Genomic DNA, 14539 nt, shown 5'->3' with positions numbered 1-14539 from the left:
CAAACAGGCGGTACGCCTATGGGCAAGCACCTCTCCGGACTATTAGTATCTACACTTAGTGGTTTTGATATTGCCCGGTATCACTTGCCGATCAAGCGCGAAAGCTGGAATGAAGCAGCGATGGGCCGCGAGCGATTCATGAAAGATGACGGCGCCGCATCGGGAACCGGCTCGCGTCTGCCTGCCCGCGATCCCAGGGGAGGAAGGCCGCCACAGGAGGTCGCAGCCCGGCTTGGACATCATATCCTCGAGACGGCGCTTGCCCAATTCATCGCCGGCGGCGTCGAGGGTACGAGTATGGAAGCTATCGCCGCCGCCGCACAGACATCGAAGCGAACGCTCTATTCCCGCTTCGGCTCAAAGCTCGCCCTGCTCGTCGCCGCCATGGAACACGGCCTTGCCCGCTATCTCGATCCGATCGCGGCATCGGTCCCTCGAGGAAGCAGGCGATCTTCCGTTCCTCGCTGCTTTTCTCTTCGACGCGCTGGTCACCGTGCCGCGCCAGCGCATCCTGCAGCGCCATGATCTGCACAACACCACCCGGACAAAGGCTGCCTATATCGAGCGAGCGCTCGACCTCATGGCAAAGGCCATTCCGTTCCTGAACGAAGGGCGCGGTAACCGCCTCACATCCTGAAGCCCTCGCCAAGATAGCGATGCCGGACTTCGGGGTTGTCGAGTACCGCTTCTGGGCCGCCCTCGAACAGCATCCTGCCCTGATCGATGATATAGGCCCGCTCGACCAGTTCGAGCATCTCATGCACATTGTGGTCGGTCAGAAGGATCGCCACGCCTTCTCGCTTGAGCTTTCGCACCATCGCCTTGACGTCGGCGATCGACATGGGATCGATGCCCGCGAACGGTTCATCGAGCAGGATGACCGAGGGCGCGGCCGCCATGGCCCTGGCGATCTCGCAGCGCCTGCGTTCCCCGCCGGACAACCGCTGTGCGGGAACGTCGCGAATGTGGGCGATATTGAACTCGGCAAGAAGTTCATCGAGCCGCGCGGCAGCTACATCGCGATCGGCGATATGCAGTTCGAGCACGGCCGCGATATTCTCCGCAGCCGTCATGCCGCGGAAGATCGATCCTTCCTGGGGAAGATAGCCGAGGCCCAGCTTCGCTCTTCGATCCATGGGAAGCGCGGTGACATCCTGACCGCCAATCTCGATCCTGCCGGCATCCACGCTCATCAGGCCGGCAATCGCATAGAAGCAGAGCGTCTTGCCGGCCCCGTTTGGCCCCAGAAGCCCCACGATTTCGCCTGCCCGCACTTCGAGCGCGACATCGTCAAGCACCTTCCGCTTGCCAAAGGACTTCTCGATCCCGGCGATCGAAAGAACCGTCGGCGCGCGCTCGACTGCGACCGGTCCGATTGACGCGGGCGCAAGCGGCTCGCTCTCCGAACGCGCGGCCGGCGATACGAGTTGGGCATCATGCCCGAGATTTCCGCCAAGGTCCCTCAAAAGCCGGGTCAGTACGCGTCTCCATCCCGGCCGGCCAGCACCAGCGCAACCGCTGCCATCATGGCGATCTCGCGGATCATCCATTCTCCTTCAATTTCCCGCAAAATTGCCCGGGATGACGACCGCCGTACACTGTATCTCCAGGCAATGCATCGCCATCGTGAACTATACCTAGTGGCTTTACGCTCAATGATTGAGGCTCCTTTTTCTCCAGCAGGCCATGGCCGAATATCCCCGCGCCCGCGGTTGCGACTGGCCGTCAGACAGCCGTCCGGTCGCAACCAAGCTCCGTGCGGCTTGCATTCTATCTTACCTATGCAGTACCGTTCGGCATAAGAAGAACCGGGAGGGGCGGCCCAAACATCTGCTGTGGAATCCTGTCGGAGAGACGAGGCACCTTCCAGCGGAACTCGGAGTATATAGTCATGGCCACGTCCCCTCCGCCTTCCGACGATCCGCTGGACGGAATCAGCGAAACGCTCGACCGCACGGCATCGGCGGCCATCGCGCAGACGACTTTCGGCCTTTCGCCGGCCACGCTCCTGCTTGCCATGGCCGATTGGGGGATTCATCTCGCCACGTCGCCGGGCAAACAAATGCAGCTTGGCGCCAAGGCCATCCGCAAGCATGCCCGGCTTTTCGACTATCTGCAGCGCCGCATGGAAGACAGCGAGGCCGAACCGGCCATCGAACCATTGCCGCAGGACCGGCGCTTCGCCGATCCCGCCTGGAAAGAATTACCTTTCAATCTCGTCGCTCAGGCCTTCCTGCTCAACCAGCAATGGTGGCACGCCGCGACGACAGGCATTGGCGGTGTCTCGAAACATCATGAAGACATGGTGGAATTCGCCGCACGGCAGATGCTGGACATGCTCGCGCCGACCAACTTTCTCGCCACCAATCCCGTTCTCCAACAGAAGATCGCGGAAACAGGTGGCCAATGCCTGGTCGACGGCTTCCGGCACCTGGTCGAGGACATGCAGCACATGGCGCGCGGCCTGCCGCCGGTCGGCGCCGAAGCCTTTCGCGTGGGCGAAAACGTCGCCACGGCCAAAGGCAAGGTCGTCTACCGCAACAAGCTGATCGAACTGATCCAGTATGAACCGCCCACGGACACCGTGCGGCCCGAGCCAATCCTGATCGTGCCCGCGTGGATCATGAAATACTATATTCTCGACCTGTCGCCCGAGAACTCGCTGGTCCGCTGGCTGACGGCGCAAGGCTTCACCGTGTTCATGATTTCGTGGCACAATCCCGGCAGTGCCGACCGTGACCTCGACATGGACGCCTACCGGCACCTCGGACCGATGGCGGCGCTCGATGCGGTGACGGCGATCACCGGCGCGACGGGCATCCATGCCATGGGCTATTGCCTGGGCGGCACGCTGCTCTCGATCGCGGCCGCGGCCATGGCGCGCGACGGAGATGACAGGCTCGCCAGCGTCACACTGCTGGCCGCACAGACGGAATTCAGCGAGCCGGGGGAATTGGGCCTGTTTATCGACGAAGGCCAGCTCAACCTGCTGGAGAACATGATGTGGAGCCGGGGCTATCTGGACAGCAGCCAGATGGGCGGCGCCTTCCAGATCCTGCGTTCCAACGATCTGGTCTGGTCGCGTGTGCTCGCCACCTACCTGATGGGCGAGCGCGAACCGATGAACGACCTCATGGCCTGGAACGCCGACGGCACACGGATGCCCTATGCCATGCACAGCCAGTATCTGCGCCGCCTGTTCCTCGACGACGACCTGGCCGAAGGAAAATACCGGGTGGATGGGCGAACCATCAACCTTGCCTCCATCCGCAAACCGCTGTTCGTGGTCGGAACCGAGCGCGATCATGTCGCGCCATGGCATTCCGTCCACAAGATCCACCTGCTGACCGGGGCCGAGATCACTTTCGTCCTGACCAGCGGCGGGCACAATGCCGGCATCGTTTCGGAACCGGGCCACAAGGGCCGCCGCTACCGCGTGTTGACCCGCGAGGTCGACGGCACCTCCTACGATCCCGAAGAATGGGCAAGCCGCGCCGAGCAAAAGCAAGGCTCATGGTGGACGGCGTGGGGAGAATGGCTGGCCGCGCGTTCGGGAGAACCTGGTGCGCCGCCGCCCATGGGCGCAGCGGACAAGGGCTATGCGGCGATCGCCGATGCTCCCGGCCATTATGTGCTGGAGCATTGAGCAATGACTGACGGAACCATGATCGAGAACCGCACCTTCGACGAGATAAAAGTGGGCGATACCGCCAGTATCTCGCGCACGCTGACCGAAGAGGACATCCAGCTTTTCGCGCTCGTGTCCGGCGACGTGAACCCGGCGCATATGGACGCCGACTATGCCGCGACCGACATGTTCCGCCGCGTCATCGCGCACGGACTATGGGGCGGCGGTCTCATCTCCGCCGTGCTGGGCACCGAACTGCCCGGCCCCGGCGCGATCTATCTCAGCCAGTCGCTGCAGTTCACGCGGCCGGTAGGCCTTGGCGACACGATCACGGCGTCGGTGACGGTGGCGGAAAAACGCGCGCACCATGATATCCTGTTCGATTGCCGCTGCGTCAACCAGGACGGCGAGGAAGTCATCAGCGGCCAGGCCGAAGTCAAGGCGCCGGCCGAGAAGGTCCGCCGCCCCCGTGCGGCGCTGCCGGAGGTCAGCCTGCGCGACCATGACGGCTACCGCAAGCTGATCGAGATGACCGCCAATGGCGTGCCGGAACCGACGGCGGTGGCTCATCCCTGCAGCGCGGCCGCCATGCTGGCCGCGATTGAAGCCGCCGAAGCCAATCTCATCATGCCGATCCTGGTCGGGCCGGAAGCGAAGATCCGCAAGGCGGCCGAAGACGCCGGCAAGGACATTTCGCCTTTCCGCATCGTATCCGCCGCCCATAGCCACGAAGCGGCGGCAAAGGCCGTGGACCTGGTGCGCGGCGGCGAAGCGAAGCTGTTGATGAAAGGCTCGCTCCATACCGACGAATTGATGGGCGCCATCGTGCGCTCCGCCACGGGCCTGCGAACCGAGCGCCGGATCAGCCATGCCTATGTCATGGACGTCCAGAACCATCCGACACCGCTCATCATCACGGATGCCGCGATCAACATCGCGCCGACACTCGAGGAGAAGGCGGACATCATCCGCAACGCCATCGACCTTGCCCATGTCATCGGCATCGCGGAACCGAAAGTGGCGATCCTTTCCGCCGTGGAGACTGTCAATCCCGCGATGCAATCCACACTCGACGCCGCTGCCCTGTGCAAGATGGCCGATCGCGGTCAGATCACGGGCGGCGTGCTGGACGGACCCCTGGCTTTCGACAATGCGATCAGCGAAGCCGCCGCGAAGGAGAAAGGCATCGTCTCGCCGGTGGCGGGCAAAGCGGAAATTCTCGTCGTGCCAAACCTGGAGGCTGGCAACATGCTGGCCAAGCAACTCACCTTTCTGGGCGGTGCGGACGCGGCAGGCATCGTGCTGGGCGCGCGCGTGCCGATCATCCTCGCCAGCCGGGCCGACAGCCTGCGCACCCGCCTCGCCTCCTGCGCGGTCGCGGTGCTGATGGCGCGCGCCGCCACCAAGGCCGCGCCCGGCCTGCCGGGGACGGCGAGCGCATGAAAGCCGTCGTCGCGATCAACTCCGGTTCGTCCAGCATCAAGTTCTCGCTGTTCACGCTCGATGGCCGGGACGGGCTGACGCTCTCGGCAGGCGGCAAGATCGAGAAGATCGGCATCGCGCCCAGCCTGCGGGCCCGCTCCGCGACGGGAGAAATCCTCATCGAGCGGGACTGGCCGGACGGCGCAGCGCTCAGCCATGCGGATCTCCTGGCGGACCTCTTCGCCTGGGCGGGAGATCATCCGCTGGAAGGGCGGGACGTGATCGCCATCGGCCATCGCGTGGTGCATGGCGGCCTGGACTTCGTCACGCCCCGCCTGGTCGATGCCGACCTGCTGGACAGGCTGGAAACGCTGTGCCCCCTCGCCCCGCTGCATCAGCCGCACAACCTCGCGGCGATCCGCGCGATCGCGAAGCTGAAACCCGACCTGCCGCAGGTCGCCTGCTTCGATACGGCCTTCCACCACGACAAGCCGGACGTCGCCTCGCGCCTGGCCATCCCGCGCAAGTTCCACGATCAGGGCATCCGCCGCTACGGCTTTCACGGCCTGTCCTATGAATATGTCGCAATGCGTCTCGCGGAGATCGACCCGGCGCTGGCCGCGGGCCGCGTGGTCGCGGCGCACCTGGGCAACGGGGCCAGCCTCTGCGCCATGCGGGACTGCAGGAGCGTCGATACGACCATGGGCTTCACTGCGCTCGACGGCCTGGTGATGGGCACGCGCTGCGGCACTATCGATCCCGGCGTGATCCTGCACTTTCAGCTCCGCATGGGCATGAGCGCGGCCGATGTGGAGGACATGCTTTACCGGCAGTCCGGCCTGCTCGGCGTGTCCGGCCTGTCGAGCGACATGCGGGCGCTCGCGGCCAGCGATGCGCCGGAAGCGGAAGAGGCGATGGCGCTGTTCGCCTGGCGCGCCGCGCGCGAGACGGCCGCGCTCGCCTCGTCGATGGGCGGGCTGGACGGCATCGTCTTCACCGCCGGGATCGGAGAGAACGACGCCGCGATGCGCCAGCGTATCTGCGCACGCCTCGCATGGCTGGGCGTGGAACTCGACGAACAGGCGAACGCTGCCGGCGCCCCGCTTGTCAGCACGCCCGGCAGCCATGTCGCGGTGCGCGTCATTCCCACCGACGAGGAACGGATGATCGCGCTCCACACCTTGCATGTGCTGGGGGAGAATCCATCATGAGGCGCGCGATAAGCCTTGCCGCCATCGCGCTTGCCACCCCTGCCGCGGCTCATGCCGCATCGCCCGTCGAAATCCTGATCAGCGATGCCGGGCAGGAGGACGAAACCGGCGCCGTTCTGGTCGATCTGCGCCTGCTCAATGACAGCGGCGATCCGCAGGGCATGGCCCTTCCGGACCGCATCGAAGCGCAGGTGGAGCAGAGCGGCGTCTCTCGCACCGTCTGGCTGGAGCGCATGGCGACGACGCCTCCAAACCCGATCATTCCACCTGGCGGTTTCACGCGCGCGACCTACCGGCTTGCGCGGAGGACCAATCTGTCGCTGGAAGGCGCCGCGATCTCCGTTCCCGCATGGGGCACGCGGCAGATCACGCTGGCATTGCGGCCCGCAGACCGAGGGGCGCAAATAGCCACGAACACCTCCGCGCAATCCGGGCCTCCCAACGCGCCGGGGTTGGAAAACAAGGCTGTGCCGCCTCCCTCGGACCGGTCGGCGGGCAACGCCTTTTTCGCCAACCTGTCGGCCTATGAACCGATCTATGCTGTCTATGGTCCGAGCACCGACAGCGCCGCACGCATCCAGATCAGCTTCAAATATCAGATTTTCAGAACGAGACGCGCCCAGGGCTTGCCACTTTCCTGGCGCGACGGACTGCATTTTGCCTATACCCAGCGCATGTTCTGGGATCTTGGCGCGGATTCCTCGCCTTTTCGTAACATCGACTATCAGCCGGAACTCTTCTACCTGACCCCTTCAGCTACGTTGACACGCGGCATCTCGCTGAGCGCACAGGGCGGCTTTCGCCATGAATCCAACGGTCGCTCCGGTCTCGATTCCCGCAGCCTCAACACGCTCTATGTGGCGCCGATGGCCGCCTTCCCACTGGGCGGCGGCTATCGCCTGTCGGTAGCTCCGCGCTTCTCCCTCCTTGTCGGCGACAAATCCGACAATCCCGATATCCGCCGCTACAGGGGCAATAGCTCGCTCTTCCTGGAAGTCGGGAAAGATGACGGCCTACGCCTTACGACATCCACGCGGTTCAGCGTCTCCAGCGGCAAAGGCGCACTCGCCGCCGATCTTTCCTATCCGCTCTCGCGGCTATTGGGTGGGGGACCCGACTTCTATCTCTTCGGCCAGAGCTTCATCGGCTATGGCGAGAATCTGCTCGACTATGATCGCCATACGACCCGTTTTCGTCTGGGCGTGGCACTGGTGCGTTGAAACCCGCCTTCATGCACATCACGCACTTGAGCGACGCCTCCTGCGACATCAGCGCTTCCTGCTCGACTTGAGGTTGCACTCTGGCAATAGTCGACACGCTCACAGCAAAAGTTCCGAGTCACCAAGAAGGAGCCCTTCACATGCCGTCACAATCGAGGCGCTATTCCAGCCCCTATGGTATGGCCGACCCGGCATTGGAGACCAGTTGGGGCTGGGTCCTGGCTTATGGGCTGCTCGTGATCCTGATCGGCGTTTTTGCGCTCCTCAACCCAATCGCGACGGGCTTCGCGACAGGTGTTTTCCTTGCCGTGGCGCTCCTCATATACGGAATACTGGCTATCGCGGCCGGGTTGTCCTCGCTCTCCCGGCGCGCACGCTGGATCGAGATCCTCCTCGGCGTGCTGAGCCTCGTCGCGGCCGCCATCACTTTCTTCAATCCCTTCGCCGGGGCCTTGACGCTCGTCGCGCTGATCGGCGCCTGGTTGCTCATCATCGGCGTTTTCGAAATCGTCGGCGCATTCCAGTCTGCGCATGACCGGGGCTGGCGCCTGCTACTCGGCGTTCTCGACACTGTTCTGGGCGGTCTCCTCCTGTTCAGCGATCCCGCGACCGGACTTGCCTTCCTGGCATTGGCGGTCGGCCTGAGCTTCCTGCTGCGAGGAACCTTCCTCATCATCCTCGCCATGGGTCTGCGCCGCATCGGTAAGCTATAGACTTAGTGCGGCAAGGGTGCCCTGCCCCGAACAACAAAGGAAACGCCAGGATGATCGGAGGATACAAACCGCTTTCGGTCTTGCTCATCCTGGCGGCAACGGTCGGAAATGCTCCGGCATCGAGCATTTCCGGGACTATCTGGCGCAACCCTGCAAACAGTGTGCATATCCGCGCGCAACCGTGCGACGACAGGATGTGCGGTGTCGTCGTCTGGGCTAACGACAAGGCGAAAGCCGATGCGCGCAAGGGCAGCCCGGATCCTCTGGTGGGCGCACAGCTGTTTCGTGATTTCGAGCAGGAGCAGCCCGGCGTGTGGCGCGGCCGCGTTTTCGTGCCCGATATCGGCCGGACCTTCACCGGGCGCGTCACGGTACTCGACAGCAACAGGCTCGAGGCGAACGGCTGCCTCGTCGGGCGCATCGGGTGCCGGTCGCAGATCTGGACGCGCGTCGAGAAGTAGACGCATGGATTGACAGGCTGAAAGACATCTCTCCCATCCGGCTCGCTGACCCTGCGCAAATGCGATAACGCCGAAGGCGAAATGACCGCGTGCCTGATTCTCTTCCTGATCGTCCTTGGTATCAACCTGTTGCCCGCGTTCGGTCCCCCGACATGGTCGATCATCGTTCTCTATGGCCTGACGACCGATCTGCCTGTCGCCTTGATCGTGTTCATTGGCGCGCTCGCGGCCGCTCTTGGACGTTTGCTGCTTGCCTGGGGCTTTCGATTTCTCAAGGACTATTTGCCCGCGAAACAAAAGCGCAACCTCGAAGCAGCGAAAAAAGTCGTCGAGGACCGACCGAAAAGCGCGATTTTCGGGCTCGCACTGTTCGCTCTCTCTCCGCTTCCCTCGGCGCAACTGTTCGAAGCGGCCGGCCTTGCGGGTATCAGGCTGGGGAAGTTCACAGCAGCGTTTTTCGTCGGGCGTCTCGTCTCCTATTCGATCTATGCCGCGACAGCAGGCGTGATCCGCAAATCGAGCCTGGGTGACGTCTTTACCGAGCGCCTCACCAGTCCGTGGGGCATCGCGATGCAGATCGGCATGATCATCCTGCTTGCTGCGCTCGCCCAGATCGACTGGAGCAGATTTCTGCGCTCCGACAACGATCCGCGCTCAAGCGCATGATCTCAAGGAAACAGGTCCCCGTCGCAGACGGTCCATTCGTCGGCAACACGCAAAATTGAAGACGGCGCCGAAAGCCTGCTTGGGTCAAAGCTGCGATTCCAGCGGCAGAAGGCCAATGGCCTGTGCGGTTAGTCTGCGCCAGAACGAGGCTTCCGGTTCCCGGTCGTATCGGACGGGCACGCCGTTCCGGCTCCCGGCCCATTCCACGTCGCCATCCGACGTCAGACAGACCTCATAGCTGCGGGAGGGCGCGGTATCGCGCTGCCAGATGGCAGCCATCTTCCGGGCCAGGGCCTCGGACTCGAAGAGGACGCCCATTTCCGTGTTGAGGGAAGCCGAACGAGGATCCAGGTTCATCGAGCCGATGAACCCCATATGCCCGTCGGCAGTGAAAGCCTTGGTGTGCAGGCTTGCCCGGCTCGATCCTCGCAGGGAAAAGTCCCGCTCCTGATGCTCGGGCCACAATTCCCAGAGCTTGATCCCTGCCTCGAGCAGCGGAACACGGTAGCGCGCATAACCGCCATGGACCGCGGCGACATCGGTTGCCGCAAGAGAATTGGTCAGGACCGAGACCGAAACCCCCTTTGCCGCAATCGCGGCGAGCGCCGCCGTGCCTTCCTCGCCGGGGATGAAATAGGGCGAAGTGATTTCAAGCCTTTCCCGCGCCGCATCGAAGACCGGCAGCAGGTCGTGCATCAGCCAGTTCTTGCCCTCCTTGCCCAGCACTTTGCGCGGCGGATCGGCGATCACGCGGGCGGCGCGAGTCCAGTCGGGCCGCGTGGTCTCGGGATCGAGAAGCGAGAGCCGTTTGGCGATGCGCTCCAGATAGGGGCGCGCGGCAGCCTCATTGGCAGCGTTGCTCAATTCGGCGGCGATCCGCGTCAGCGCCACGCCAGGATCTTTCAAGGGCGAAAGCCTATCGACCGGCAACGCCAGGCCGCTGTTCCAGTAATCGTCGAAGATCTTCTCCGTCTGGGCGACGGCTGGCCCCATCACCAGCACGTCCATGTCGCGGAAATTGGTTTGCGTCGCGGCATCGAAATAGGCGTCGCCGATATTGCGCCCGCCAAGGATGGCGACGCGGCCATCAGCGATCCAGGCCTTGTTGTGCATGCGCCGGGTCACGCTGAAGGCGCGCAGCATCATTTCGATGCCGCGCCGCAAGCCGCCCTGCCGCGCCCGGGTCGGGTTGAAGATACGGATCTCGATATGCGGATGATGCGCCATGGCGATCATCGCATCAGATGTATGGCTGGTGCCGATGTCGTCGATCAGGATCCGCACCCTGACGCCGCGATCGGCCGCGGACAGGGCCTCGGCCAGAAGAAGGCGGCCGGTCAGATCGTCGTGCCAGATGTAATACATCAGATCGAGCGAGCGCTCGACCTTGCGCGCCGACAATCCACGTGCCGCGAAGGCGTCGAGATTCTCGTCCAGCAAAAGCAGGCCGCTCTCACCGGGGTGCGCATCCGTCGTGGCGCCAATACGCTGATCGAGCGGCGTCCGGCCGCGTTCGATCGACAGTGCGTAGGAAGGCTCCCCCTGCGCGCGACTGGCGAACAGGCCGTAGACCCAGGTCGCGAGCATCGACGCCGCGACGAAGCCCAGGCAGGCAAGGATGACGATCCGGATCAGACGGCAGCATCCGCCTGCGGCTGCTGGCGCACGAGCAGGACATCGCAATCGAGACGGCTGAGCAGCGCCCGCGCCGTGCTGCCGAGCACCGCCACCGTCAGGGCCGATCGACCGTGCGTTCCGATCACGGCCAGGTCGGTTTCGCTCAGCTTCACATGATTGCGGACAACCTCGCAAACCTCGCCATAGTCGACATTGATATCCAGCCTGTCGCGTGCGTCGGCGGGCAGATCGGTCCTGTCCAGAAAGGCATCCAGATCATAGGCTATCCTGGCCTGCAGCGCAGCTGCCGGCCCTTCCCGGCCCCGAAGTGCCTCCAGCGGCACGTGATAGGCGTGAACGAGAGTGATCTCGGCAGCGGGGAATGCGGCCATGGCCGTGCGAAGCGCCTGGGCCGAGCAGCCGGAGAAATCGGTTGCGACCAAGACCCGGCGATAGTGGTGCTGAGTCTTTTCCTTCACGATAAGCACCGGCGCATGAGCATGGCGTATCATGCGCTCCACGGTCGTGCCGATCAGGAAATCCCCGATATCGTCATGGCGCGAGATGCCGGTCACGATGAGATCCGCCCCGCATGCGGTTGACGCTTCCAGCACCGCCTGCGAGACGGCGCCGGTGGCGAGGCGTGTCTCGACCGGAATATCCGGGTCCGCCACCTCCGCCCGCAAGCGGGCATGAAGGCGACTCTCGGCAGCCTGCAGTCCGTCGAGCATGTCTGCGGGATCGGGATCCCTCTGAACATGGAGAAGAACCAGATGTGCGCGCCACTCGCTCGCCAGCTGTATCGCGCGGTCGCGGGCTCGGTCGCAGCGACCGCTAAAATCGGTTGGAAACAGAATCGTTCGCGGGGTCATATCGACGCAACATAGCAGCAGTGGTCCGCCAACCAAGGAACGTGTCGCCGTGTATTTGCAGGACGGACAGAAATGTTCTTCGGCAAGGATTCGCTGGCCGTCGCGAAGCAGACCGATATTATGGCCTGATCAGAAGAGGATGGATAAGATCACAACACCAGACATCATATTGCGAACCCCGACGCTCACTGCCGTGGCAACGGCCGGCGCATCCCACGCACCATCGACACGCTTCTCGCGCCGAACGCTTCTTGCCGGCACCATGACTGCCGCGCTCTGCCTGACCGCCGCTCCGATCCGCGCTATGGCGCTTGATCCAGGATCGATCGCGGCGAGCGTGGAAGCGTTACGGCCAGGAGAGTTCCTGTGGGCGCCCGAAGCGGCTCCCGATGGTCCGGTGGTCATCATCGTCAGCCTCGCCAGGCAGCGGGCCTATGTCTATCGCAACGGCGTCCTGATCGGCATCTCGACCGTTTCCACCGGCGCAGCCGGCCACGAAACGCCCACCGGGGTTTTCACCATCCTCCAAAAGAAAGTCGCGCACAGATCGAACCTCTACAATGACGCGCCGATGCCCTACATGCAGCGCCTCACCTGGGACGGGATTGCCATGCACGCCGGCAATCTTCCGGGCTATCCCGCCTCGCACGGATGCATCCGGTTTCCCCTGACGTTCGCCGAGCACCTCTATGATGTCACGCAGCTTGGCCTGACGGTCATCATCACGCAGGCAAGCGAGATTCCGCGCTTTGCCCCAGCTCCCCGTATCCTGCAGGATACGGCCCGGCGCTCGTCGTTCGGGAATGCCTTTTTGACGGTCTGGCAGCCAGAGAAAGCACTCACAGGGCCGATCTCCATAATCGTCAGCGCGGCGGACCAGCGCGCCGTGGTGTTGCGAAACGGCATCGAAATCGGTTCGGCGCCTGTCGCCATCCGCGGCAAGATCTCCGGCCTTCAGGCCTTCAACCTCGCCTCCATCGACGAACACGGGACGCATTGGATGTTCCTCCCTGTATTTGGCGGTGCACAGACGGGGGAAGTCTCGCGGCAGGACCGGGAGCGGCTAATCCTTCCCGAGGACTTCAGACGGGGCCTGCTGTCGGTGCTCAAACCGGGAAGCACGCTGATCGTCACGGCCGATACCCTCGAAAGCGGGAGTACAGGCACATCCCTGACCGTGCTCACGGGCGAGGATGCCCAAGCGGATACAAACGAACGATGACGTTGTGCAATCCCGACTTCGCGTCCATCGCAGCGTCTTACCGCCTGATTCCAAACAATCCCCTGCCGTAATTGCGAAGACCGGCCTAATTACGACATACTCACCAGAGGATTTGACTTCGATGTCCCGATCATTGCGCGTTCCAGTTTCCCTTGCCGCCGCCATCCTGCTGGGGCTGTCCTCGGCGGCTCCGTCACTGGCTGAAACCGCGCCCGCTGCGCCGCCTTCGGCCGACGCCACGGCAATCGCGGTACCCGACGGATTTGAGTTGGCGCCGGACGGCACAACTCTTGTCCACGTGGCCAGCGGCCTGCGCTTCCCGGAGGAATTCGAGGGCTTTACCCGCCTCAGGGAACGGGCATTCGATCCGGGCGGCGAGTATATCGCCATCGGCTACGACCGGCCACTCGGCACCGGCGACGATCGCATCGTGGTGCGGATGGCGGTGGTCCATATCGACCAGATGCCGCCACGCGACCACTATATGATCATGCGTCAGGCTACGATGTCCCATTTTGCCGCGCCGACCATCGTGTCGGAAGGACCGGCGACGATCCCAACCAATCGCCGCCTCAAGGCCTATCGCGGAACTTTCACCGGCTATCGCGACGGCAAACCATGGCGTTCCAGCCTGACGACAGTCGACTATGGCTATTGGAGCGGACGCATGACGGCCGCCTATCCCGAAAGCGAAGCTGCCGAAGCTGAGAAATATCTTGGCGTGCTGCTGGCGGAAATCCGCGCGCAGCGCCCAAAGGCGCCGAAACGGTAGACTGGGGACGATGCCCGCGCGAAACCGCTCACTTTGACGGAGCAAGCAGCGAGAGGAGGCGCCGCCAATCTTGTTCGATCATCCGCCAGCGAAAAACGGCAAGCATGTGGGTCAGCAATCGGGAAAGATAATTCCTTTCCCGTGATCGGGCTACGATTTCGTGGACCTCCCTTTCGGTCCACGGCTTCCATTGTCCAGCGACGGCGATCATGTTCGAGCGGAAGGCCGTATCGCTTCATCTCGCAATATACGCTCGGTTTCCGTTATCCGAATGGGGATTGCCGCAGTTATTGAGCGACGCAGTGCAAGTTATCCTTGCCCAGTTCGGCTCCCGTTCCGCTATTTCCTGGGCTGGAAGCTGATGCGGCTTGTAAGCCCCTCTAACGCGCCTCTCACTCATACGCGACGTTCCGCAGCGATCAAAGCGGCCTGATAGGCCGCATCCTCACCCATAATCGCACGCGCTGTCGCGATTAGTTCAGGACTCGCATTACGTGGACGACCCGTATCGAACGGGGGGCTGGATCATATTCGATCGCGAGTTACGTAATTTTTGCAGTCTCTTCACCCCGAAGTTTCGCAAGAAGACGGATTCCGAAATCGATCCCTGTGGAGCGGCGTGCAAAATTGACCCCCTTAGCGGGGTGATCGGCGTCTAAAATTGACCCCCTTCATCTCATCATGAGAAGCGCCGCCGTTTGGGTTCCGGACGGCGGGTACAGGGATGTTGGTTGT

General features: G+C 63.2%; 14 protein-coding genes and 1 pseudogene. 11 read left to right on the top strand and 4 right to left on the bottom strand.

Annotation, left to right across the window (positions count from 1 at the left end; all coding sequences use genetic code 11):
• Positions 1 to 18: 18 nt before the first annotated feature.
• Together C2R25_RS21360 and C2R25_RS21095 are read left to right on the top strand one after the other, a co-directional pair.
• A pseudogene (locus C2R25_RS21360) lies at positions 19 to 324 on the top strand (hypothetical protein); the annotation flags it as partial.
• 73 nt (positions 325 to 397) lie between these two features.
• Complete coding sequence (locus tag C2R25_RS21095) at positions 398 to 637, top strand: hypothetical protein (RefSeq protein ID WP_233204112.1); 240 nt, start codon at positions 398 to 400, stop codon at positions 635 to 637.
• On the opposite strand, the gene lptB is transcribed toward C2R25_RS21095, so the two are convergent.
• Positions 627 to 1550, bottom strand: coding sequence for an LPS export ABC transporter ATP-binding protein (gene lptB, locus C2R25_RS17445; RefSeq protein WP_062066091.1), 924 nt, complete (start codon positions 1548 to 1550; stop codon positions 627 to 629). The genes C2R25_RS21095 and lptB overlap by 11 nt on opposite strands.
• Before the next feature lie 341 nt (positions 1551 to 1891).
• Between lptB and C2R25_RS17440 the strand changes: the two genes are divergently transcribed.
• The 7 genes from C2R25_RS17440 to C2R25_RS17410 all read left to right on the top strand — a co-directional run bounded on the left by C2R25_RS17440 (position 1892) and on the right by C2R25_RS17410 (position 9321).
• Positions 1892 to 3646 (top strand): alpha/beta hydrolase, encoded by a 1755-nt coding sequence (locus tag C2R25_RS17440; RefSeq protein WP_103730417.1) that lies wholly within the window; start codon positions 1892 to 1894, stop codon positions 3644 to 3646.
• 3 nt (positions 3647 to 3649) lie between these two features.
• Complete coding sequence (locus C2R25_RS17435; protein ID WP_021690796.1) at positions 3650 to 5071, top strand: bifunctional enoyl-CoA hydratase/phosphate acetyltransferase; 1422 nt, start codon at positions 3650 to 3652, stop codon at positions 5069 to 5071.
• Entirely contained in the window at positions 5068 to 6261 is a 1194-nt protein-coding gene (locus C2R25_RS17430) for an acetate/propionate family kinase (protein ID WP_021246276.1), read from the top strand. The genes C2R25_RS17435 and C2R25_RS17430 overlap by 4 nt, the downstream gene beginning before the upstream one ends.
• A complete protein-coding gene (locus tag C2R25_RS17425) occupies positions 6258 to 7481 on the top strand; it encodes a phospholipase A (RefSeq protein WP_103730416.1) in 1224 nt (407 codons plus the stop codon). Before C2R25_RS17430 ends, C2R25_RS17425 begins: the two co-directional genes overlap by 4 nt.
• A 140-nt stretch (positions 7482 to 7621) precedes the next feature.
• Positions 7622 to 8194 carry an HdeD family acid-resistance protein gene (locus tag C2R25_RS17420; protein WP_021246274.1) on the top strand — a complete coding sequence of 191 codons (573 nt, stop codon included), beginning with the start codon at positions 7622 to 7624 and terminating at the stop codon, positions 8192 to 8194.
• A gap of 50 nt (positions 8195 to 8244) precedes the next feature.
• Entirely contained in the window at positions 8245 to 8655 is a 411-nt protein-coding gene (locus C2R25_RS17415) for a DUF2147 domain-containing protein (RefSeq protein ID WP_021246273.1), read from the top strand.
• Positions 8656 to 8736: 81 nt separating this feature from the next.
• A complete protein-coding gene (locus C2R25_RS17410) occupies positions 8737 to 9321 on the top strand; it encodes a hypothetical protein (RefSeq protein WP_021246272.1) in 585 nt (194 codons plus the stop codon).
• An 84-nt stretch (positions 9322 to 9405) separates the two neighbouring features.
• Here C2R25_RS17410 and C2R25_RS17405 read toward each other — a convergent pair whose 3' ends face one another.
• Both C2R25_RS17405 and C2R25_RS17400 read right to left on the bottom strand, forming a co-directional pair.
• Positions 9406 to 10908, bottom strand: a complete 1503-nt coding sequence (locus C2R25_RS17405; protein WP_103730494.1) for a phospholipase D family protein — start codon at positions 10906 to 10908, stop codon at positions 9406 to 9408.
• A gap of 44 nt (positions 10909 to 10952) precedes the next feature.
• Positions 10953 to 11810, bottom strand: a complete 858-nt coding sequence (locus C2R25_RS17400) for a universal stress protein (protein WP_021690797.1) — start codon at positions 11808 to 11810, stop codon at positions 10953 to 10955.
• A gap of 139 nt (positions 11811 to 11949) precedes the next feature.
• On the opposite strand from C2R25_RS17400, the gene C2R25_RS17395 reads away from it, so the two are divergent.
• Together C2R25_RS17395 and C2R25_RS17390 are read left to right on the top strand one after the other, a co-directional pair.
• On the top strand, positions 11950 to 13032 hold the full coding sequence (locus C2R25_RS17395; RefSeq protein ID WP_081856543.1) for a L,D-transpeptidase: 1083 nt from the start codon (positions 11950 to 11952) through the stop codon (positions 13030 to 13032).
• Between the two features lie 121 nt (positions 13033 to 13153).
• Entirely contained in the window at positions 13154 to 13804 is a 651-nt protein-coding gene (locus tag C2R25_RS17390; RefSeq protein ID WP_021246268.1) for a hypothetical protein, read from the top strand.
• Positions 13805 to 13832: 28 nt separating this feature from the next.
• Here C2R25_RS17390 and C2R25_RS20570 read toward each other — a convergent pair whose 3' ends face one another.
• A complete protein-coding gene (locus C2R25_RS20570) occupies positions 13833 to 14015 on the bottom strand; it encodes a hypothetical protein (RefSeq protein WP_062066092.1) in 183 nt (60 codons plus the stop codon).
• Between the last annotated feature and the right edge of the window lie 524 nt (positions 14016 to 14539).

The sequence above is a fragment of the Novosphingobium sp. HII-3 genome, assembly GCF_002916655.1.
Classification (GTDB): Bacteria; Pseudomonadota; Alphaproteobacteria; order Sphingomonadales; family Sphingomonadaceae; genus Novosphingobium; species Novosphingobium panipatense.
This window is presented reverse-complemented; position numbering and strand designations above follow the sequence as displayed.

What these genes read in the sequence shown, in the direction of transcription:
- C2R25_RS17410 (WP_021246272.1), top strand. Translation starts at nt 8,737, where the DNA reads ATGACCGCGTGCCTGATTCTCTTCCTGATCGTCCTTGGTATCAACCTG.
- C2R25_RS17400 (WP_021690797.1), bottom strand. Translation starts at nt 11,810, where the DNA reads ATGACCCCGCGAACGATTCTGTTTCCAACCGATTTTAGCGGTCGCTGC.
- C2R25_RS17395 (WP_081856543.1), top strand. Translation starts at nt 11,950, where the DNA reads ATGGATAAGATCACAACACCAGACATCATATTGCGAACCCCGACGCTC.
- C2R25_RS17390 (WP_021246268.1), top strand. Translation starts at nt 13,154, where the DNA reads ATGTCCCGATCATTGCGCGTTCCAGTTTCCCTTGCCGCCGCCATCCTG.
- C2R25_RS17425 (WP_103730416.1), top strand. Translation starts at nt 6,258, where the DNA reads ATGAGGCGCGCGATAAGCCTTGCCGCCATCGCGCTTGCCACCCCTGCC.
- C2R25_RS17415 (WP_021246273.1), top strand. Translation starts at nt 8,245, where the DNA reads ATGATCGGAGGATACAAACCGCTTTCGGTCTTGCTCATCCTGGCGGCA.
- C2R25_RS17440 (WP_103730417.1), top strand. Translation starts at nt 1,892, where the DNA reads ATGGCCACGTCCCCTCCGCCTTCCGACGATCCGCTGGACGGAATCAGC.
- C2R25_RS17405 (WP_103730494.1), bottom strand. Translation starts at nt 10,908, where the DNA reads ATGCTCGCGACCTGGGTCTACGGCCTGTTCGCCAGTCGCGCGCAGGGG.
- C2R25_RS20570 (WP_062066092.1), bottom strand. Translation starts at nt 14,015, where the DNA reads ATGATCGCCGTCGCTGGACAATGGAAGCCGTGGACCGAAAGGGAGGTC.
- lptB (WP_062066091.1), bottom strand. Translation starts at nt 1,550, where the DNA reads ATGGATGATCCGCGAGATCGCCATGATGGCAGCGGTTGCGCTGGTGCT.
- C2R25_RS17420 (WP_021246274.1), top strand. Translation starts at nt 7,622, where the DNA reads ATGCCGTCACAATCGAGGCGCTATTCCAGCCCCTATGGTATGGCCGAC.
- C2R25_RS17430 (WP_021246276.1), top strand. Translation starts at nt 5,068, where the DNA reads ATGAAAGCCGTCGTCGCGATCAACTCCGGTTCGTCCAGCATCAAGTTC.
- C2R25_RS17435 (WP_021690796.1), top strand. Translation starts at nt 3,650, where the DNA reads ATGACTGACGGAACCATGATCGAGAACCGCACCTTCGACGAGATAAAA.